We start from the raw sequence: 18,993 nt of genomic DNA on the forward strand, positions 1-18,993 counted from the left end.
CCAAACTTGTATTATGTTTCCATTTTACCATATATTATATAGTCATTTGCTAAAACAATACTTTTCTACACGATGTTATGACAGAGGAATCACCTTCCTCTGCCATTGTTCCAAATCTTATCTCCAGTCTTTTCCTTATCAGCATCTCTATCGACACTCTTATCATAAATCCTCTGAAACTCTTCATAAAGCTCATCCCCATCCAGCTTTATCCCCAGCCTTTTCATTACATCCGAGAACAACCTTATGCTTCCACTTACATCAGCAATATCAAATCCAAATATATCAGCCTTAACAGAATCACTGACATTCTCATAACCATCAAGCTCTGATATCTTCCTGACAATCCAACTAACTTTGTCCACTGGCTCATTTTCTTTAGTTTCCACATATTCACCTTTATCTGTTACGTCAGTAATACTCTCGCCAACTCTTGCAACATTCACATCAGACGAATTATGAATCTCTGGTATTCCTATGCTATCTAAATCAGTCTGTTGTTTTCTCGCACTATCAGTCTGTTCTTTCTGTCTGCCTATTTCATTCTGATTATTGTCTGGATTCACTACCTCAACATTTCTATCAGGCTCAACGACTGTTGCCGTTGCTTTCTCAACCTCAGCCTCCTTTTCCATCCCCGGTATCTCAACATCCCTGTCTGCAACGATTTCTTCTTTCCCAGACACCGCATAATAAGCCGTATACAAATCTTCTTTTATAATGCCATCAGCAAGCTGCAACTGCTTCTTAATCTCCTTTTTCTCCTGCTTCAGTTCATCCAGTTCTTCCTGCACTTCCACATGCCATATCTGATATTCCCGGTACTGCTCTTCATTCTTAATACTGCGTTTCCGACTTGAGCTTTCTCTGTATATCTCATGCTGTCTGTCCTCAATCTGCTGAATCTTTTCTTTCTGCTCACCTATGAAATCCACAAGCTCCACAACACTTTTGATGTCATTATTTACAAGCAGCAGATATTCGTCCTGTAACTGATGAAACCTTTTCAAATCCTCTGTATACTTTGCTCCACCAACTACAAAACGCTTCTGCTCTACAATCCTTAATCTGTATAGCTTTGCATAAAATTTTTTCTGAAATGGGGACAGTTTCACCCTGTGCAATCCCCTGATATCTGACGAATAAAAGTAAGGCTTTGCCATCCAAGGCATATCCACATGATGCCTTAACGTCTCCTCTGAAAACATCTCGTCCAGCTTTGCCAGTTTATGATAATACCGAAATCCCGGTGCCTGCACTTCCATCCACGCATCTTTCTTAAATACATATCCAAGTCTTTTCATCAGATATTTAAAATGCTCCACATTCCCGGCTGCATATGCACACATCTTGGCATCCCTGAGAATTATCTCTTTCATGGACATTTCCTTTTCCCATTTGTCCCTGCTGATATTCTTAGGGTTCCTACTGTACTCTGCTGGCATAATAGTAAGTCCAAGCTCGTCACAATATTTATTTGTGATAGGCTGGAGATGATTCTTCCAGTTGCCTTTCGGTGAATTGTATTTCTTGCCCGTCGTCATGCTGACGCTATTCCAGATAAGATGTCCATGCATATGCTCCCTGTCAGTATGAACCGCATACACAGCCTCATAATCATCACCAAGCACATCCTTCGCAAAGTGCTCCAGCACATACATTGCCTGCTCTGCCGTCACTTTTTCTTCCGGTGAAAACGATATGATCACATGATACCCCTGCCTTTTACCCGTCTTATTAAAAATGTTCTTTGTCTCCTCCATCTGCTCAAATGCCGTATCCGGCAGGCAGTTAATACCGCCCACCAGTACACATTCTTCTGTCTTATCCGGATTCTGGATATATTCCAAAGCATTCTTCAGGTGTGTTGTCGGATTTCTGCCTTCCGATTCCATGATATTTAGGATCTTTGTAATCGCCATACTTCCAGCACCTCCCCGAATGTTTTCTTTACATCATCCAGACTGTTCTGCAGCTTGTCAATGTCGCTGTAATACAACTTCCCCTGTGAATTGCCAAGCTTTACCGCCTGATTAATATTATTTGCAATACCGGCAATAACACGGATTGCTCTTGCCCTGTCCTCAGGATAACTTGTATCTATATTGCCTCCTGTCCGGATTAATTCTCTTATATAGGCACTTGCTGTCATTCCCGTCCGCTTAAGTGCCGCTTTCAGAATATCCATATCTTTCTCTGACAGCTTTACCGATATCTTATAATCTTTCCTGTCAGACTTGTATCTTCTCTTTCCATCTGCCATGCGTTTCTCCCCTTTCGTAATTTTTCAATGCTGTATCAAACCAATCTCTTTTTATCTGTACCATTTCTTTTTCATCCTTTCTGAAAGTTCTGCTTATAGGTTTTGCAAGATGCGGAAAAGGTCGGACCTTTCCCCCAAAAAAATATAATTGCTAACCGCAATTACCATTTTTTGTCTTGGCAGGAGCTCCTGCACCCGATATATGGCACAAAATATGTGCCAAAATACCGACAGCAAACCGTCCGCCAACTGGCGTCAGTTTGCAGTCAGATATATTTATTTTATACATGAATGACGTCAATCTGCCGTCATTTAGGATTCCATTGTCGTCAATTCGACGTCGTTTGCACATCTTCCTAATCATCATTCAGTCCTTTTAGAAAATTGAATGTCTGACTTGGAATAATGACTTCATCATCAGTTACAGGTACTGTATTATCCTGTGGAACATCATGCGTTGATGCCAAAGCCAGCTCGGGTAATGCTAGTGTTTCCGCCGTGGCAACTCTCGCCTCACACTCTGCCATCAACTTCTCCATTTCCGGCTTCAATGCCCTGGCAACTTCTTCCGCAAACTTCTTTACATCAATCTCTTGCCTATGGGACGCCTTAACCTCTTCCGCCTCTCCATACACTTCTTCATAGGCCAGTTCAATACCTCTCTTGATAAGCTCCGTCTGGTTAGGAAAGCTACCATCCACAAGCATCCTATCCAGCTTTTTAAGGATATTTGCATCCGACTGGCGGTCCATATAGAGACGGCAGCCAAGCCGCCTCTCTCTAAATCCCATTGCCATGTGTACCACCTGCCTTTATGCCATTTGTTTTGCAAGAAACTCATAGCCCTTTGCATTGGCTCTGACATCCGTCACATAAGAAATGTTATCCCCATGTTTTCCAAATCTCTCCATTGCCTTTGCTCCGCCACCCACATAAATAATGTTGGTAAATTCCGTATCGTGCCCGTTCTCTTTCAGAACTCCTTCCACTCTTGCAACAAACTTTTCAAGCGCCTCGTCCATAATCCTTGCATACTTTTCCGGATAATTGCCGCCAAAATTGCTGATATAATCTGTAATCACATTCTCCGAAATCTCCTTGCCAAAAACCTCACTGCTTCTGCTCTTGATTTCCTGAATAACAGAAATCATGGACTCCGTGAAAGTCTCACATTTACTTTCCACTGGAACACCATCCTTCACATGCATGATATCAATTGTCCAGGAACCAACATCCACAATCAGATATTCCCCCTTCATACTGCCAAGCCTGTCTGCCACTGCTGCATAACACTGCGGAAATGCCAGTACATTTTCAATGGTAAAATCATATGCCACATCCTCAAATTTAAAATGCACCGGCTGATTTCCACGTTTCAGATATTTCACGAACTGCTTTCTTACCGTTGCAAACTGTTTTAAAGGAAGTCCGACTCCAAGCACCACTCCGGCACCATTTGGAATATTCCCTGACTGACATTCCTTTGCCAGTGCCGCAAGTGTCAACAGATAATAATCATCATCTGCAAGCTTACTGTCCTTCACACTGTTACGCTTTTCTCCAATCTTATAAAATGCTCCATCATAAACCAGTGTATTAGCCTGAAAGGTAGGCTTTACAGCCTGCCTTTCCACACCATTCTCAAACACATGGTTTGATGTTTTCATTAAATGATTTCCGTGGTCAATTCCCACATAATAAATTCTTTTCTCTTCCATAAACTCATGCCTCCATTCTCTGTGTCTCCGCATGTTCAAACGCGATATTTTCCTTTGCATGTTCCAGACGTACACGCTTGTTGTAATCAATTGTTGCAAACAAATCCTCTGTTACAATCTCATCTGCTGTCATTGCCGCCTGCATGTTTTCCTGAAATGTTACCTAAAATCCTTTTTCTTCCAAAGTATCCAAACCAATTCCTCTTACCTTGCTTATTCCCTGTAAAACAGTGTCATACAGTTGCCATGCATAATTCTCATATTCCGCTGCCTTATCAAAAAGTACCCCTTGCATAAAATACTTGTTATACAGATAACGGTCATTCTCCATCAAAGCTCTGAGATAACGGTGTCCATACTTTCCAAGACTTGCATAACTCTCTGGCTCCGACTCTCCCAAAATCGGATAAAACAATCCATCCACCTCTTTGTACTTAATACCACACTGTTCTGTAATTGTAGGTGCTGCAGTCACCTTTGCTTTTTCTTCCATAAAAAATCCTTTCTGCGCATTGCGCCTTAAAAATATCGTTATTTGCCTTAACGCCAGCCCGCGGAGAGTTACTGCTCTCAAATGTTCTGCCATGCAGAAAATCCTCCTTTCTCATTGCCTCTTGCGAAGCTATGTATAAATGCTGTTCACACCTGACAGTTAAATTATCTGTAACGCCAGAATACACAAAAATCACCATTCCATCCTAATCAACTGCTGCCCTGGCAAACACAAGAAATACTCTTGCAACCAGCCCAAACACCAATAATGTCAGTTTCGCCAGTTCCAGTACACACCGAAGCAGGAACAACACAAGCCATACCATAGCCTTTAAAACATTCAGTAAAACTCTGCCAATAAATTCTAAAATCATAAATTCAACTCTCCTTTCCATCCATCGGGAGCCACCCGCATTGGATATACCTCGTAACCAAATCACTTGTTGATGCGCATTCGCCGAATGTGCTTTCATGCAAGCATGAAGCCCGCCCGGCTCATTTTTGTGCACAAAAAATAGAACTACCTGACTGTAGCTTTCCATCAAATCTTCCGATTCAATTTCAACTCATCATTTAGTCCTATCAGTAAAAATACCTGTTAAGTTTTCCCTTCCGGAGCCAATCCGGACAATTATCACACGGAAACGTCTAGGACCAGGCTTCCGAAGCCCTTGTAAATCCTGGGTTTCTTCCACCTGTCACAAATATACCACGTTCCCCAGTGGCACTTATAAGAAGTGCTCTCTTCTCATCATTCTCCAATATAGCTTTAAGGTTAGCAATAAATCTTACCTGCATGCTGTTTGGTTTTAATTTATATCTCTCCAATGAGGTAATATTTCCCTCTGAAGCGATTTTCCTTTGAGCTTTGATTATATCGTATCTCTGCTTATATTCCTCATAAAACACATCATAGTCCAGAGCATATTCTGAGTTCCATAACTCGTCAAATTCTCTTAATATATCCTCTGACATCTCTCCCTGTGCTGTGGAGACAATCTTCGTATTCCATTCTCTATTGGTCGTGAGTGCAGCACTAGTAATATTCGAGCTGCCAATTATGATCCTGTATATTTCTTCCTCTCTGAATATATATCCCTTTGTATGAAAGCCATTGTTAGCAGATCTTGTGTCATACATTCTAATCTTTATATTCTTCAGAGAATGCAATTTCTCCAAAGCCAAAGGCTCACTAAAATCCAAATAGTTTGAGGTCAATATCTCCCCTGGAACACCTTTTCTCTCAAGCTCTTTCAACGTCTGAAGAAGCGGTGTTACACCGCCCAAAGTAATAAATGCCACACTTATCTGAAACTTATCACATTTTAGAAGTTCACTCTCTATGACTGAAATAACTTTCTTGCCTTCCCTATGATTATTTGAAACAAAGCCCGGCTTATATGATATCTCAGATGCAATATTGCCATCGATATATGCAGTTTCCAATCCGTCACGTACTAACTGCGTTTTGTCCTGAATCATAGTTGTCCTCCATTTCAAATAGTATGATTTATTTTATCATAAAAGATGGGGAATGGGGAGATTTGAAAAAATTATGGAGGGGTTATAAAAGGGATTTTTATTGACTTACATTGTTTAGCTTTTTATTGTTATAACATTTCCCACATGCTATACTCTTTTTTAACAAGCGATATTTCTACAAGAAAAAGTTTTATGGTACTAATCGTTAGTACCACGATTGTTTTCTATTAATGTAATCAGTTCATTTTCCTTTATACTATTTCTGACATTGACCAACGCCTCCCTTTCTGTTTCCAATTGCCCTGCCATATCCGTCTGCACCATTGGAAATAAATGTGCATAATGATAAGTGATATCTACCGCCTCATGTCCGACTCTTTCCCCTATTGCCAATGCTGAAAATCCTAAATTGATTAACAGGGAAATATGCGAGTGTCGTAATCCATGGATTCGGATTCTTTTCACTCCTGCAAGCTTTGCTCCCCTATCCATTTCGTGATGCAGATAGCTTTTTGAAATGGTAAAAATTCTGTCATCTATCTTGATTCCGCATATGCTTTTTATAAAATCCTCCATCTCAATAGTAAGGAAATCCGGCATAACGATTGTCCTGTTACTCTTTGGTGTCTTCGGATCCGTTATCACATCTTCGCCCTCCAGCCTCTGATATGACTTATTTATCCGAAGCGTTTTCTTTTCAAAATTGAAATCTGCAGGTGTCAGGGCAAGTAATTTCCCCTCTCGTATTCCCGTCCAGTAAAGCATTTCAAATGCATAATATGAAATCGGCTTATCTGCCACACACTCCAAAAATTTCTGAAATTCCTCCTGTGTCCAGAACTCCATTTCCTTATTTTCTTCCTTCCCCATAGTTCCTGCTTTTCGTGCCACATTATCCTTTAGGCCATACATATTTACTGCATGATTTAAAATGGCACTAAGCTGGTTGTGAATCGTTTTCAGATAAGTTTGGGAGAACAACTCCCCATTATCCTTTTTCAGTTTCATAATCTCATTTTGCCACTGGATGGCATCCGAAGTACGAATATCATCCAGCTTCCTTTTCCCGAAATATGGCAGAATCTTAGTCTCAATAATGTGCTTCTTTGTCAGAAACGTATTGCGTTTTATTCTCGGCTCTAAATCCGTTAAATAAATATCCACGAAACTTTGAAAGCTCATACTGATACTCTAATTCTCTTTCAGTTTGAAGTTCCGTTCCCATTCGAGGGCTTCGCTTTTCTTAGCAAAGCCCCTCTTTGTCTTCTGCTTCCTTTCTCCGGTCAAATCCTTATAATAGGTCCTAACCTCCCACATTCCGGTCTTTTTGTTCTTGATAACCGCCATCTATCCCACCTCATTGTCTGTGGACAGTCCGTAGATTCGTTCCATAAAAAATACTGCGTGCTGACACGCCCTTTTATTGTCACAAATCCTTCAGCCTCAAGTTCTGCATTCAGCCGCCGTATCAGCTTATAAGCATAGGATAGTGATACGTCCAGCATTTCCATGACATCCTGTGCTGTTAAAAATCGTTTGTTCTCCATAAGCAAATGCCTCATCTCTTTCGTATTATTATCCAGTTCATTTCCGAACGGTTTTGATGCGTTTTATATTAACAGTTCGTTTTTGTACTGTCAATACTTTTCACCAAAAAAACATTTCATTTTTGTACTGTTGATGTTATAATCTCTGTATATGTATAATTTGTGCCTCGTGTTTTCATACAAGCTACAACACTCATTACACTTATAAGGAACAGTTAAAATGGGCGAAAAATTCACCAGCCGGGTAGGCTTTTTAATTAGAAATTTCAGAATTGCAGCAAAAATGACACAAAAGGAATTGGCAGATAAATGCGGACTAAACGAATCCACAATCCGAAATTACGAGCTCGGAAACCGATATCCAGACGAAGCGACTTTACTCAATATCGCCAACAATCTGGGTGTCAGTTTCTATGCATTATCAGACCCGGATGTTGCCAATATCTTCAGTGCGCTCCATGTGCTGTTTGACATCGAATGGGCATACGGACTGCACCCCACAATCAAAGATGGCGAAGTATGCTTCAAATTTGAAGAACGGCTTCCAAGTGCCGGACCACGCCCACAGGAAGACCTTGATAACTTCAAGAAGATGGTGGAATATTGGGCACGCCTACGAGATAAACTGGAGGATGGTGAAATAACCGAAACAGAATATTATTTCAAAGAGATAAAGTTTCCGATGAATCCGATAGATTCGGATAAGGAATATACTGTTTCGTTGAATCTTGATGATGACGACCAACTACTGGTTCAGAATCTGAATGAGGATGAAAAGGCAGCAGAAACTGCTGAGTTGTTAAAAGACTTGTTTCCGAATTTCTCGTATGTGAGGAGGAAGAGGAAACCGAAGAAGGAGTAAATAGTTACATCAAATATTAGCACCGAACTATAAATATACAAAGGAGTACTTATCGAATGAAAAAGTTTAAAATTCAAATTTGTTTACTTGGTTATCAGCGTTATCTCGACAAAATAGAAAAACTACAAAATTATTCAAGCAAATTATTTGAAGTTACAAACTGTATAGTAATTAAACAACTTCCCCCCTGCGACCTTGAATGGGGTTATTCCGATAATTGCATAAATCAACTTCTTACATCAAGCAATATTGATAATAGCAATGTCGACCTCTGCTTATGCTTTATCGATAATCCTATTGAATACAATTATTTCACCAGAGATTTATCAGAATTTGATTCAAAAACGGTTTTATGTTCTTTCTACCAAGTAGAAACAATATTTGATGAACAAAATATTGATATCTTCAACTATATACATGGCATCATTTTAAATGAAATAGTTCAAATTGCTACTTTGCATAAAGTTAATGAAGATTATTTTCTACATGATGATACAAGAAACTGTCTATTTGATATGTGTGGATTAAAAAAAGATATCGCTATAAAATATGGTGTACCTAGTTTATGTCCTTCTTGTATTGCTAAAATCGAATCAACTGCAGTAGATAAAGAATTCGTCCCACTTCTAAACAAGGAATTTAAATCATTTAAAAAAGCACTTTTTTACAGAATTATTGACTTTGTAAAAGAAAGACCTATCTTATCTATTATAATCACTTTCATTAGTACAATTATAATAAATATATTATCATCATTTTTGTATGAATTATTGAATTTTATTTTATAATTTGATAAACATACCAAGTAAGGAAGGGCTATACAAACATATGAGATTTTGTGATTTATTTATCAGCTATAAAATTGGATTGAAGAATATCAAAAGTACAATTCCATTCACCAAACTACCGCTTTACCGCAAGATTTTTGTAATCATTCTTTTTGCCAGTGCCATTACTAGTGGTATACTTTTAATCATTCGACAAACATGGGCTTCATATATTCCAATAGGATTAGGAGTTCTATCATTTATAATCTTTTTTATAATTGATTCTACAAAAAGAAATCTTGAAGTAATGCTTCAACAACATTATGCCCCCTATTCCGAAAAAAGAATAAATATGACCATTAATGTATTAAAAGACTACAGAATAGACATTCAAAATCCTGACTCACTTGATATGCTAATTGAAGAAGCAAAACTTGCACAAATCCAATGCGATTATATAGATCCCTTAAAAATGCCCCTTAAAACTTTAGGTGCAATAATTGTTCCTATAATCGCCTTTGTCGCGCAAAAAATTGGCAATGCTGCCACCACAGATGAGATGATTACCCTGGCAGTTCAAGTTATAATTCTTGTATTATTAACTTTTTCACTTATCTTTTCATTAACACCAATTATAAAAGATATTCTATACAGGGATTATAATAAATATGATGATTTAATATATGATCTACGACAAATAAAACTTTTTTATGCAAAAGAAAATGATACATATACAAATTGAAAAACATACGGAGAATTTTACAAAATTATTGTCATTTAATTGTCACACAACATAAAGCAAGCCAAGAAACGCCGTAAATTGGGAGCATCCCAAAGTTTGTGTAAACCTTCAAACTGATGTAAGATAAAATTACTCAGTTTGGAGGTTATTTTTATGGCAAGAAGAAAAGACAGCCCACAAAAAGCAGCAATGAGAGAAATGATGCGTGACTATCCGAAAAATAATGATATCAGCATCAAAGATGGAACCGATGTAAACAGTATCATGCGCGACATGATGTCTGTCCTTTTGGAAGGTGCCTTGGATGAAGAACTGGATGAGGAGTTAGGATATTCCAAGTATGACTACTGAAACAAAGAAACGGACAATAGTAGGAATGGACATTCCCGTAAAACTATGCATACCAGTTATGGAGATATGGATGTAGTCATTCCAAGGGATCGTAATGGTGATTATGAACCACAGCTGATTAAGAAGTATCAAAATACAGTAACTCAGGACATGGAAGAAAAATACTTTCTATGTATGCCAAAGGAATGACAACCGGCAATATTGAATCTCACATGTGCAAATTATACGATATTGATATTTCTGATAGTACAATCAGCAGGATCACAGACAAAATTCTGCCAATTGTAAAGGAATGGCAGGAGCGTCCTCTGGAAGAAGTGTATGCAGTTGTATTTATGGATGCAATCCACTATCATGTTCGCAACGAATGTCGTATTGTAAAACGTGCGGTTTATATCGCTCTTGGTATCGACATGAATGGGAAAAAGGATGTCCTTGGAATGTACGTAGGCGAAAACGAAAGTGCAAAGTTTTGGCTTTCAATCATGAATGGATTAAAAAACCGCGGAGTTGAAGATATACTTATTGCATGTGTTGATAGTTTGAATGGATTTCCACAGGCAATTGAGGCTGTTTATCCTAAAACAGAGATCCAGCAGTGCATCATCCATCAGATCCGTAATTCAACAAAATTTGTTTCATATAAAGACATCAAAAAACTGATGGCTGATTTGAAACTCGTATATGCTGCACCAACGGAAAAAACAGCATTAAATGAGCTAGAGCTGTTTAGAGATAAATGGGATTCCAAGTATCCTAAGATTTACAAATCTTGGTATGATAACTGGGCAACTCTGTCGACTTATTTCAAGTATCCAGAAGCAGTAAGGCGCCTGATTTACACAACAAACGCCATCGAAGGTTTTAACCGCCAGCTCCGAAAGGTAACAAAAAGCAAGACTGTTTTTCCGTCATATGACAGCCTTTTAAAAATGCTATATTGGGCAACTATGGATATCACGAAAAAATGGACAGATCATAGGCACGACTGGGGTCAGATTCACTCCCAGCTGGAAATCTATTTTGAAGAACGCCTGGCAGGACGGAACCTGTAAAACAGATAGTTTTAGGCAGGTCTTATTGACATACCTAAAAACTCCTGTATAATGCAGATATGAGCAGAACCCGCGAAGTCGGCTCTGCCCATTTGTAACTATTCACAAATCTTATATCGGTTTTTAACGTTTACACAAAACTTGAAACGGTCTCTAAATTCGGCATTTCTTGGCTCATGTACATTATTCAAACTCTTGGGCGGAGAGATTTATCTGGCTGTTTCTCGGTACACATTTGTGCGTTTTATTCTTCATATTCATCTTATTTCGCATTTTTGTGTACCTCATCTAAAATTTTTAGAGCCAAAATGGAGCCAACTATCCTTTGCTCTAATCGTATCAATCAAAGCTATTTTTCTAGTGAATATACTGAACTTGCACATCTTTTTTCCTTTGTAGCAACTGTTGTATAAAATCGCTGTTCTATTCCATATAATAAATTTTTTAAATCTTCCTCACTACTAACTTCAAATGATGTTCCATTAAAATCTAAATTAGGAAAATATTCATTTGTATAGCTAAATATCGTATTCTTTTGTTCATCTGTATATTCACTTAAAGATTTTATAGCCAATGCAATACGTTTCCGATTTGCTTTTTTTACTTTTTCAGTCGAATAATCATTTTTTAGTTGAATAAATTTAGCCCCTAAAAAATCCTCTACTTCATCATCTGTAGCTTCGCAATACAATTCTTCAATTCCTCTAAAAATAGGTGTTATCACTTCAAACTTTTTAAAATACAAACGATCATCATTTTTTACATATATTGCATCAGGAACATTATTTATAATAATTGAATTATTCGTATTTTCTATTTTAACGTCATCACCTATATGAATAAATTTTTTATTTTTTAACACACGACTTTGGAAGACTCTCTGAAAGTAAAAAATATTTTCGTCTTGATAAGATATTAAATATAGAATTTTTTCCGGATCAGCTCTATTCATCTCTAAATAGTCAATAGAATTTATTACTTCTTTCTTTAACAAGTCAATACAATATGATTTTTTTGAAAACTCATTAATATAATACCATTGCTCTTCATCTAATGAATGTGACGGCTGATATTCTATAATATCATTGAATTCAATGCTGTCATAAACAACAACATCTGACAATAAAATTCTATACTTATTTTTTCTATCATTTACCTTTGCAAACAAATGATTCATTTTCATCTCTCCTCATCTATAAATGTAAAATCATTAATTTTTCTCATCTTCTTAAATGTTACATTTTTGCAACCTCTAATATCATTTTTTCTACTTATAACAAATATTTTCATCCCCTCTTTATCATGAACATAATAAAAATTAAATCCTAATAATAAAAACAATGGGTTATAAAATAAGGATTGCGACTTATATGTAAAAACAAAAATAACTATATATGCAACTATAAATATCATCCAATCATTTGGGATTCCTAATGCTACAAAAAAATAGCCCAAATAATTAGCCATATAGCTATCATTGGCTAGCGATATTTCCGTAATATCTCCATCTATACTTCCCTTTTTTAATACAAATTTGCTCCATATACAAAAAACGGTAAAAACTAATATGCACCCAATATAAATAACAATGCTTATTTCCCCTATAGATGGAATCCAAATCTTATTTGTAACCAAATATAAAAAAACAAACATAATCGTAGCATTTATTGTAAGTAAAACTTTATATATAAATTTTATTCGACCCACCTCCCATTCTTTATTCCATACTCCCTATATGTTTAATATAAATGTTAAGTATATTCCAATTTTTATTATCTATGACTACCGTTTTTATTTACTTTTCACGTTATATTTTTATTTTCATGGGCAATAGGTATCATACGGGTATCACGCTTGTATCACCACAACGAAATCTTCTTGATTCCTTCCCATCACCCAAGGGCAGCTCTGAAAATTTGTTTTTTCGCTATTTTTATATTATATTGTAGCGAAATGGTTTGAGGATTCAGCAGTAATACTTACTTCCACCTCATCTATAAGGCTAAACTGGTATCCATTTTTTCGTCGCTTTTTTCAACGCTTTTTTCGACGCTTTTTAGGTGTCAAAAGCGTTGAATTATTTTATCTTGTACATTTTTCCTTTCGTTTTTCCATTGTCAATAGTTTTATCAATTGCACATAACTCTCTCATTATTTCCCTTGCTCTTGTACCTTTGAGCCCCAGTTCATCAGCGATTTCCGAGGTTTTATGCCACTCGCCATCAGCTAACAGCTTTAGGATTATGTCATACTGCTCTTTCTTTTTCTTAGACAATTTTTTCGTCGTTTTTTCATAACTATCTACCGCTGAATCCTCATCATTATTTTCCAAGAATGCCGGATGAATGGGAATCCTAATTCTCATAGCTCGTCTATCATCATCAGTAAAAAACTCAGCTCTCGGCGAACCGTTCTTTTCAAGCTCTTCCTGTATCGTTGGGATACCCGAAGAATGCCCCTCTGACAAGTCCAGTTCTTTTAAGAACTCTCCAAGACGTCTATTTCTATAATATCTGGAAACAAACCGCTTACCTTCTGCTATCGTCTTTTCTGAAATTGACCTGTCTATTCCCGGAAAATTCATGATATTTATGCAATCCGGCTCAATTTCTATTGTCACAGGCTCAAATGACATATAATCTCTGTGATAGAAAGCATTTACCACTGCCTCTTCTATAGCCTGATATGGATAATTGAATATTCGCAATGCCTCCATCTGATTTGGCACCTTGATCACCTTTTCACGAATAATAAGATTACGGAATCTTTCCATAGTTGCCTGTATCATCTGTGGCACTGAACCCGTGATGTTTGGGTAATCTTCACTAATGCTTGGATTTTCAACACTTCCCTTTGGAAAAGATGTCATCTGCACATAAGTATATCCAAAGAATTTCTCTGGATGCTCACAGAACATCATAATGGCTACATTCTGAATATACCTAAGTTCTGGTGGTCCTACAAGGAGCTGCATATCCCCCAGTATCTCCTCAACTCCACGCTCCCTTACCTGTTTCGCAAGTTTGCTTCCTGTTTTTCTCAGATGATCTTCTAACAACACAGGAGAAATATCTTCAAATGTCGCCTTATGATTCGCCCGGCAATCAAATGGAGTTAGATCTGACATATTAATCAGCTCTCTCTCCTGTTCGCTGTTTGCCTTTACAGAACTTGTCTGATAACGAATATAATAATTATACTTTTTATCTTTCTTACTAGTCACATGCTCCGGCGATTTATACGGTCGCTGCTGTCCTGTTCTGGCAACAATTACAAAAATCCATTTCCCATCTACTTCAACAGGTATTCCCTGCGGAAAGTACGGTGGTGAAATCATGTTGTTGTAACCCAGCATATCTTTCTGAATGGAATCCAGCATATACTCCGGCACTCCTTTTACCGGTCGCTTTGCAATGCCATTTTCTTCCTCAACACCTACAACAATATAGCCACCGCCATCATTGTTATAATCATTTGCAAATGCACAGACACTATGGTAGATTTCGTCAGGATTCCATCCTGCCTTAAACTCTATTCGGTCTGATTCCAATTTTCTTTTGTTTAATAAGTCCTCAATACCCATTTCAAGTTCCATCGTGTCATCTCCAATCATTTCAGCAAAATCATAATTTATGTATATTCAATTCCAAGCATATTGCACTTGCCTTTTTCACTTTGTGCAGTACCAAATACTTATGTCCCATATACTAATTTTTTAGTTTATTTCTATTTTATCTTTTCTAGTTTGTCTCATTGATTCATATATCAAACTTTGAATTAACTCAGTACAGAAATCTGTATTTATAATCGTTTCAAACATTATTTTTAATTCCTCCATAGAACCAACATTATAAACATATTGTTTTTTTCCATTATATGCCTCAGCTATATCCTCATTTAACACAACTTCAACAGGATATGAAATAGCACCATACCTTAAAAACATAATACGGTATTTATAATATTCCAACCCTTTAACTGATAAAAATACTTCATATTTCTTATCGACTCCACTTTGTTCTCCCAAAGAATCTTGAATATTTATTGTTTTTTCGGTTTGTTGCATCGCTTCAGCCATGGCTAAAATGTTATTTTTTCTAACATACGATGTTGTTTCTCCTTCATATGAATTAACATTACAACTCACCATATCTCTTGTGCATTCCGCTATTTTTTTTGCGTCTTCAATAATCACTTCTTCAGGTGACATTGTGTCTTTTAAATCAAAATTAAACGTTTCTTTGTTCATAGCTGGTCTCCTTCTATCATATTTTAAACTCACACATAATTGGAAAATGATCACTTATATGGCTATTTGGATATTTATTGCCTGTATATAGCGTATTTTTTCCACATTTCGTAATTATTTTTAATTGTTCTCTAACCATTAATGGTATCATAGACTGGCTCATAATCACTTGATCGAGCATATACCAACACGGATTGTATAATTTAGATTCGGCTCTATAATATGTCCCTGGTGGGTATTTAAAATCTCCAAATAAATTCCACATAGGATTATACATTTTTTCATACTCTTTTCCAAAAACTGATCTAGAACTTTTATCCTCGATTTTTAATGCTGGTAAAGCATGAAATCCATTTGCAGTTAGACATGTCTTTTCATAAGGTGACTCGTTCATATCTCCTATAACAATAACATACTCAGATTGCAAGTCTTGCTTTATCTGTCTTATCGAATTCATAAGTTCTCCCGCCAATACCAGTCTCTCATCATAACGTTCTCTGTTAAGATTTGAATGCATATGCACTCCGCATACAATATATTTATTATTTATAATTTGAACTGAAAAATATTTATTCTGCTCTCCTGGTGTAGCATCAATATAATTACCCCAAATATGTATTCTCTCACATCCAGTAGTGTTCCACTTAAATAACCTTTTTTTACTTTGTTCTAAATTACAATTTAATTCATTAGTATCGGCCTTATACTCAGCTAATACTAATACATCAATTTCGTTTTCATTAACTAAATCCAAAATATAAGAATTTATATTAACATTTCTATGTGTATTCCAAAACAACATTCTCATACATATTCACCCAATTTATCTAGATGTATATAATTCACCTATGTCCATCTCCACTAATGCATCCACAAATAAAAAGTTCCGATAATTCTTTTTATCCCCTATATGGAATTTTACTGTATCTAAATCCAATATTATTATATTTGTATTTTCCACACAGCAGCTGAAAATCGTTCTGTAAAATACGATTGTTTGGTCCAGTTATAAGTTCTTTTATCGGTTCATGCGATATATCCAATAAATCCACTGGGTAATATGGAATTATATCATCGTCTAAAATATTAAAATCAATTTTGCCTCTCATAATCTCCAGCATTTCCTCAACCAAGACAACGTCTTTTCTCTTTTCACCATATATCAATTCCGAATTTTTCAATATAGGATAATTAAAAAACATTCTCCATTCATTTTCCTCTTCAAATGACTTATTTTTATATTTCAAAGATTTCATAAACACGCAACTGAGTATTTGTGAAAATATTAAAAGCATATATTTTTCTGGGCTAATTTTATCAAATCTAAAATTACCTTCAATCCAAGAACGTAGATTCTTCAACTCTGCTAGTAGGGAATCAGCTCTATTTATAATTATGCTATTAATTTCCTCTGCAGTTTTATATTCTACCTTCTCCATTGTCATAATATCTTTATATCTTTCGCTATAACACCTTAATTCCTGTGCAGAGAACCCGATAGATACCCCCTTCCCATTGTCAGCGTATCCTCTCCATTGGCTAAGTTTGTCACCGTCTTCGCAAAAACACACAACAAAATTAGTTACACCACCTTTGTCAAATCGAGTACGAAAATACCCATAAATAAGATGCAGAAATGCCGATATTGCATTCTCACCATACTCACACGCAAATTTGAATTGAAATGGATCTTTTCGATATCTTTCTCGCATAGCGTCTATTATCCCGGGAAAGAACATGAAAACCTCATCATAGTCATTGCTCTTTGTTATATCGCTCATCCTAAGTTGTTTACTTGATAAAATTCCGTACATTTTTTTCGTACTACAATAATGATATAAAAATTTGTCCATTTGTCCCCCGTTTCTATGCATTTACAATTCCATCGGCCTCATCGTTGTTTCAATCATATTTATCTCATCCTCAGACAAATCAAAATATTTATACAAGTCTTCATCCGTCCAGTGTTTTGTAAAATCCATAACAGGTACAAATATAAAATTGCTCTGAGATACATTTACACCTGAATACGTAGTCCTTAACATATACCTTGTAAACTTGCACGTAAGGTAATCTCTTAAATTCTCTGCTTCTGATCTTGTATCAAAAAATCCAACATTCAGATATGAAAATGTATCAACCTCATTTTTGTTTAAAATCTCAGGGGTAGAAATAGATCGATATCCATTTTCTGGTTTTATTCCCACCTCACCACCTTGTGGTATCATTCTTGATATTTTTACCTTATATTTATCAATGAGATCTACATTCTTTTTTATCTTATCCCTTTCTATGTAACTTCTCCCCTGTGAATTAAATGTTGCACTATGAATAAGTACTAAATCATCCTTAATATCCCAATGAAAATCGAAATGATCTCATAAGCCGTCATCGACGCCACCTCTACGCTCCGCTCCGGTCGGCGCTAAGCAAGCACCCCCAGACACTTAACGCCCTGTCATGGGTACTTTCCTTAAAGAGTACCCTAACATAAGAGCTAATGCTTCTGCAAGGATAAATAAAAATTATTGATTATCCCTCTACGTCGCAAAATACTATTTAGCATCGGTTACAATCGGAAAGTTCATTTCAACAATAAACTCTTTTTTTTCTATTTTTGCTTCAATCTCTCCATCCATCTGACTAACCAACTCCTTTGCAATAGATAGTCCCAATCCAGTAGATGTTTTACTTCTGGCAACATCTGCTTTATAAAATCGCTCAAATACCTGATCTATATTAATCTGTTCTGGATGTGTAACCTGATTGCTGATTCTAAGCACCGCCTGATTTTGATCACGTTCCAACACAATACTAATCTTCTTTTCTCCATGATCCAGCCCATTTTTTATCACATTCTGGATAACACGGCAGAGTCCCTGCCTGTTTCCATGTATATACAACTGTTCTTCCGTAATCTGAATATCCGGCTGAATTTCCATTCTTACCCATTCATCATAGTATGAAAAAACTGTTTCTTTCAAAATCCGGTTCATACAGCACAATGTCAATTCCAAACTATAAGATTCGTTTTTTAACTTTGTAAACATAAAAAGTTCTTCCAACATTTCATTAAGACTATGAATTCTTTCGTGGATAATGCTTAAATAACGTTTCTGATCCTCTATATTTTCACATTCTTCCATTAGCTGGAAATATCCGTCCAAAGATGTCAGTGGTGTGCGGATATCATGAGAAAGATTTGTATAAGTGTCCGCAATCAGAGCTTCTTTCTCCTGATAATGCTGCTTCTCTTTTCTTCGCAGTTCCAGAAGCTCATTCAACTTGTCAGAAAGCTTTCCTATTCCACCCACATCAAATTCATGGTTAATCAACATGTTACTGTCATGTTTCATCATAAACGCCAATTGGCGGCAGATGTCTTTCACCTGCCGCTGGTATTTCCACATAATAATAAATTGTAAGATAATAATTCCTGCTAATATCCCAATTACGATATACATC

Annotated in this window: 19 protein-coding genes and 2 pseudogenes; 4 read left to right on the forward strand and 17 right to left on the reverse strand. The window is 36.5% G+C overall.

All coding sequences use genetic code 11. The features are described from left to right. Nucleotides 1-89: 89 nt before the first annotated feature. The 9 genes and pseudogenes from DXB91_RS09385 to DXB91_RS09420 all read right to left on the reverse strand — a co-directional run bounded on the left by DXB91_RS09385 (nucleotide 90) and on the right by DXB91_RS09420 (nucleotide 7,302). The gene (locus DXB91_RS09385; RefSeq protein ID WP_118017689.1) at nucleotides 90-1,922 is read right to left on the reverse strand and encodes a relaxase/mobilization nuclease domain-containing protein; all 1,833 of its coding nucleotides are present in this window, start codon (nucleotides 1,920-1,922) and stop codon (nucleotides 90-92) included. Further along, nucleotides 1,901-2,263 carry a plasmid mobilization protein gene (locus DXB91_RS09390; protein WP_118017691.1) on the reverse strand — a complete coding sequence of 121 codons (363 nt, stop codon included), beginning with the start codon at nucleotides 2,261-2,263 and terminating at the stop codon, nucleotides 1,901-1,903. The genes DXB91_RS09385 and DXB91_RS09390 overlap by 22 nt, the downstream gene beginning before the upstream one ends. Nucleotides 2,264-2,619: 356 nt before the next feature. Further along, nucleotides 2,620-3,060 (reverse strand): hypothetical protein, encoded by a 441-nt coding sequence (locus DXB91_RS09395; RefSeq protein WP_118017693.1) that lies wholly within the window; start codon nucleotides 3,058-3,060, stop codon nucleotides 2,620-2,622. A gap of 15 nt (nucleotides 3,061-3,075) precedes the next feature. Next, nucleotides 3,076-3,981, reverse strand: coding sequence for a ParM/StbA family protein (locus DXB91_RS09400; protein ID WP_158564593.1), 906 nt, complete (start codon nucleotides 3,979-3,981; stop codon nucleotides 3,076-3,078). Between the two features lie 4 nt (nucleotides 3,982-3,985). Further along, entirely contained in the window at nucleotides 3,986-4,114 is a 129-nt protein-coding gene (locus DXB91_RS14560) for a hypothetical protein (RefSeq protein ID WP_278321124.1), read from the reverse strand. Nucleotides 4,115-4,144: 30 nt separating this feature from the next. After that, nucleotides 4,145-4,567 carry a TnpV protein gene (locus tag DXB91_RS09405; protein ID WP_118017697.1) on the reverse strand — a complete coding sequence of 141 codons (423 nt, stop codon included), beginning with the start codon at nucleotides 4,565-4,567 and terminating at the stop codon, nucleotides 4,145-4,147. A gap of 112 nt (nucleotides 4,568-4,679) precedes the next feature. Beyond that, a complete protein-coding gene (locus DXB91_RS14140; protein ID WP_158564594.1) occupies nucleotides 4,680-4,847 on the reverse strand; it encodes a hypothetical protein in 168 nt (55 codons plus the stop codon). Nucleotides 4,848-5,121: 274 nt separating this feature from the next. Then, the gene (locus DXB91_RS09415) at nucleotides 5,122-5,955 is read right to left on the reverse strand and encodes a phospholipase D-like domain-containing protein (protein WP_118017701.1); all 834 of its coding nucleotides are present in this window, start codon (nucleotides 5,953-5,955) and stop codon (nucleotides 5,122-5,124) included. Nucleotides 5,956-6,153: 198 nt separating this feature from the next. Next, nucleotides 6,154-7,302 (reverse strand): annotated as a pseudogene (locus tag DXB91_RS09420) (site-specific integrase). 420 nt (nucleotides 7,303-7,722) lie between these two features. Here DXB91_RS09420 and DXB91_RS09430 point away from each other — a divergent pair. The 4 genes and pseudogenes from DXB91_RS09430 (at nucleotide 7,723) to DXB91_RS09445 (ending at nucleotide 11,279) form a co-directional block, all read left to right on the forward strand. Then, a complete protein-coding gene (locus tag DXB91_RS09430; protein WP_118017703.1) occupies nucleotides 7,723-8,364 on the forward strand; it encodes a helix-turn-helix domain-containing protein in 642 nt (213 codons plus the stop codon). A gap of 56 nt (nucleotides 8,365-8,420) precedes the next feature. Continuing rightward, nucleotides 8,421-9,152 (forward strand): hypothetical protein, encoded by a 732-nt coding sequence (locus DXB91_RS09435; RefSeq protein ID WP_118017705.1) that lies wholly within the window; start codon nucleotides 8,421-8,423, stop codon nucleotides 9,150-9,152. 40 nt (nucleotides 9,153-9,192) lie between these two features. Beyond that, nucleotides 9,193-9,873 carry a hypothetical protein gene (locus DXB91_RS09440; protein WP_118017707.1) on the forward strand — a complete coding sequence of 227 codons (681 nt, stop codon included), beginning with the start codon at nucleotides 9,193-9,195 and terminating at the stop codon, nucleotides 9,871-9,873. 189 nt (nucleotides 9,874-10,062) lie between these two features. Continuing rightward, nucleotides 10,063-11,279: pseudogene (locus DXB91_RS09445) on the forward strand (IS256 family transposase). Nucleotides 11,280-11,628: 349 nt separating this feature from the next. On the opposite strand, the gene DXB91_RS09450 reads toward DXB91_RS09445, so the two are convergent. The 8 genes from DXB91_RS09450 to DXB91_RS09485 form a co-directional block, all read right to left on the reverse strand. Next, complete coding sequence (locus tag DXB91_RS09450) at nucleotides 11,629-12,456, reverse strand: hypothetical protein (protein ID WP_118017709.1); 828 nt, start codon at nucleotides 12,454-12,456, stop codon at nucleotides 11,629-11,631. 2 nt (nucleotides 12,457-12,458) lie between these two features. Continuing rightward, entirely contained in the window at nucleotides 12,459-12,746 is a 288-nt protein-coding gene (locus DXB91_RS14025) for a hypothetical protein (protein ID WP_147343981.1), read from the reverse strand. 610 nt (nucleotides 12,747-13,356) lie between these two features. Then, nucleotides 13,357-14,874: an RNA-binding domain-containing protein gene (locus DXB91_RS09460; protein ID WP_158564595.1), complete on the reverse strand. Its 1,518-nt coding sequence runs from the start codon at nucleotides 14,872-14,874 to the stop codon at nucleotides 13,357-13,359. A 120-nt stretch (nucleotides 14,875-14,994) separates the two neighbouring features. Then, on the reverse strand, nucleotides 14,995-15,528 hold the full coding sequence (locus DXB91_RS09465; RefSeq protein ID WP_118017715.1) for a hypothetical protein: 534 nt from the start codon (nucleotides 15,526-15,528) through the stop codon (nucleotides 14,995-14,997). Between the two features lie 16 nt (nucleotides 15,529-15,544). Continuing rightward, nucleotides 15,545-16,336, reverse strand: a complete 792-nt coding sequence (locus DXB91_RS09470) for an endonuclease/exonuclease/phosphatase (RefSeq protein WP_118017717.1) — start codon at nucleotides 16,334-16,336, stop codon at nucleotides 15,545-15,547. Nucleotides 16,337-16,427: 91 nt separating this feature from the next. Then, nucleotides 16,428-17,381, reverse strand: coding sequence for a DUF2971 domain-containing protein (locus DXB91_RS09475; protein WP_158564596.1), 954 nt, complete (start codon nucleotides 17,379-17,381; stop codon nucleotides 16,428-16,430). A gap of 21 nt (nucleotides 17,382-17,402) precedes the next feature. Then, nucleotides 17,403-17,735 carry a hypothetical protein gene (locus DXB91_RS09480; RefSeq protein WP_118017721.1) on the reverse strand — a complete coding sequence of 111 codons (333 nt, stop codon included), beginning with the start codon at nucleotides 17,733-17,735 and terminating at the stop codon, nucleotides 17,403-17,405. Nucleotides 17,736-18,083: 348 nt separating this feature from the next. After that, on the reverse strand, nucleotides 18,084-18,992 hold the full coding sequence (locus DXB91_RS09485) for a sensor histidine kinase (protein ID WP_118017723.1): 909 nt from the start codon (nucleotides 18,990-18,992) through the stop codon (nucleotides 18,084-18,086). Between the last annotated feature and the right edge of the window lies 1 nt (nucleotide 18,993).

The sequence above is a fragment of the Coprococcus sp. OM06-34AC genome (assembly GCF_003462545.1).
Classification (GTDB): domain Bacteria; phylum Bacillota; class Clostridia; order Lachnospirales; family Lachnospiraceae; genus Coprococcus; species Coprococcus aceti.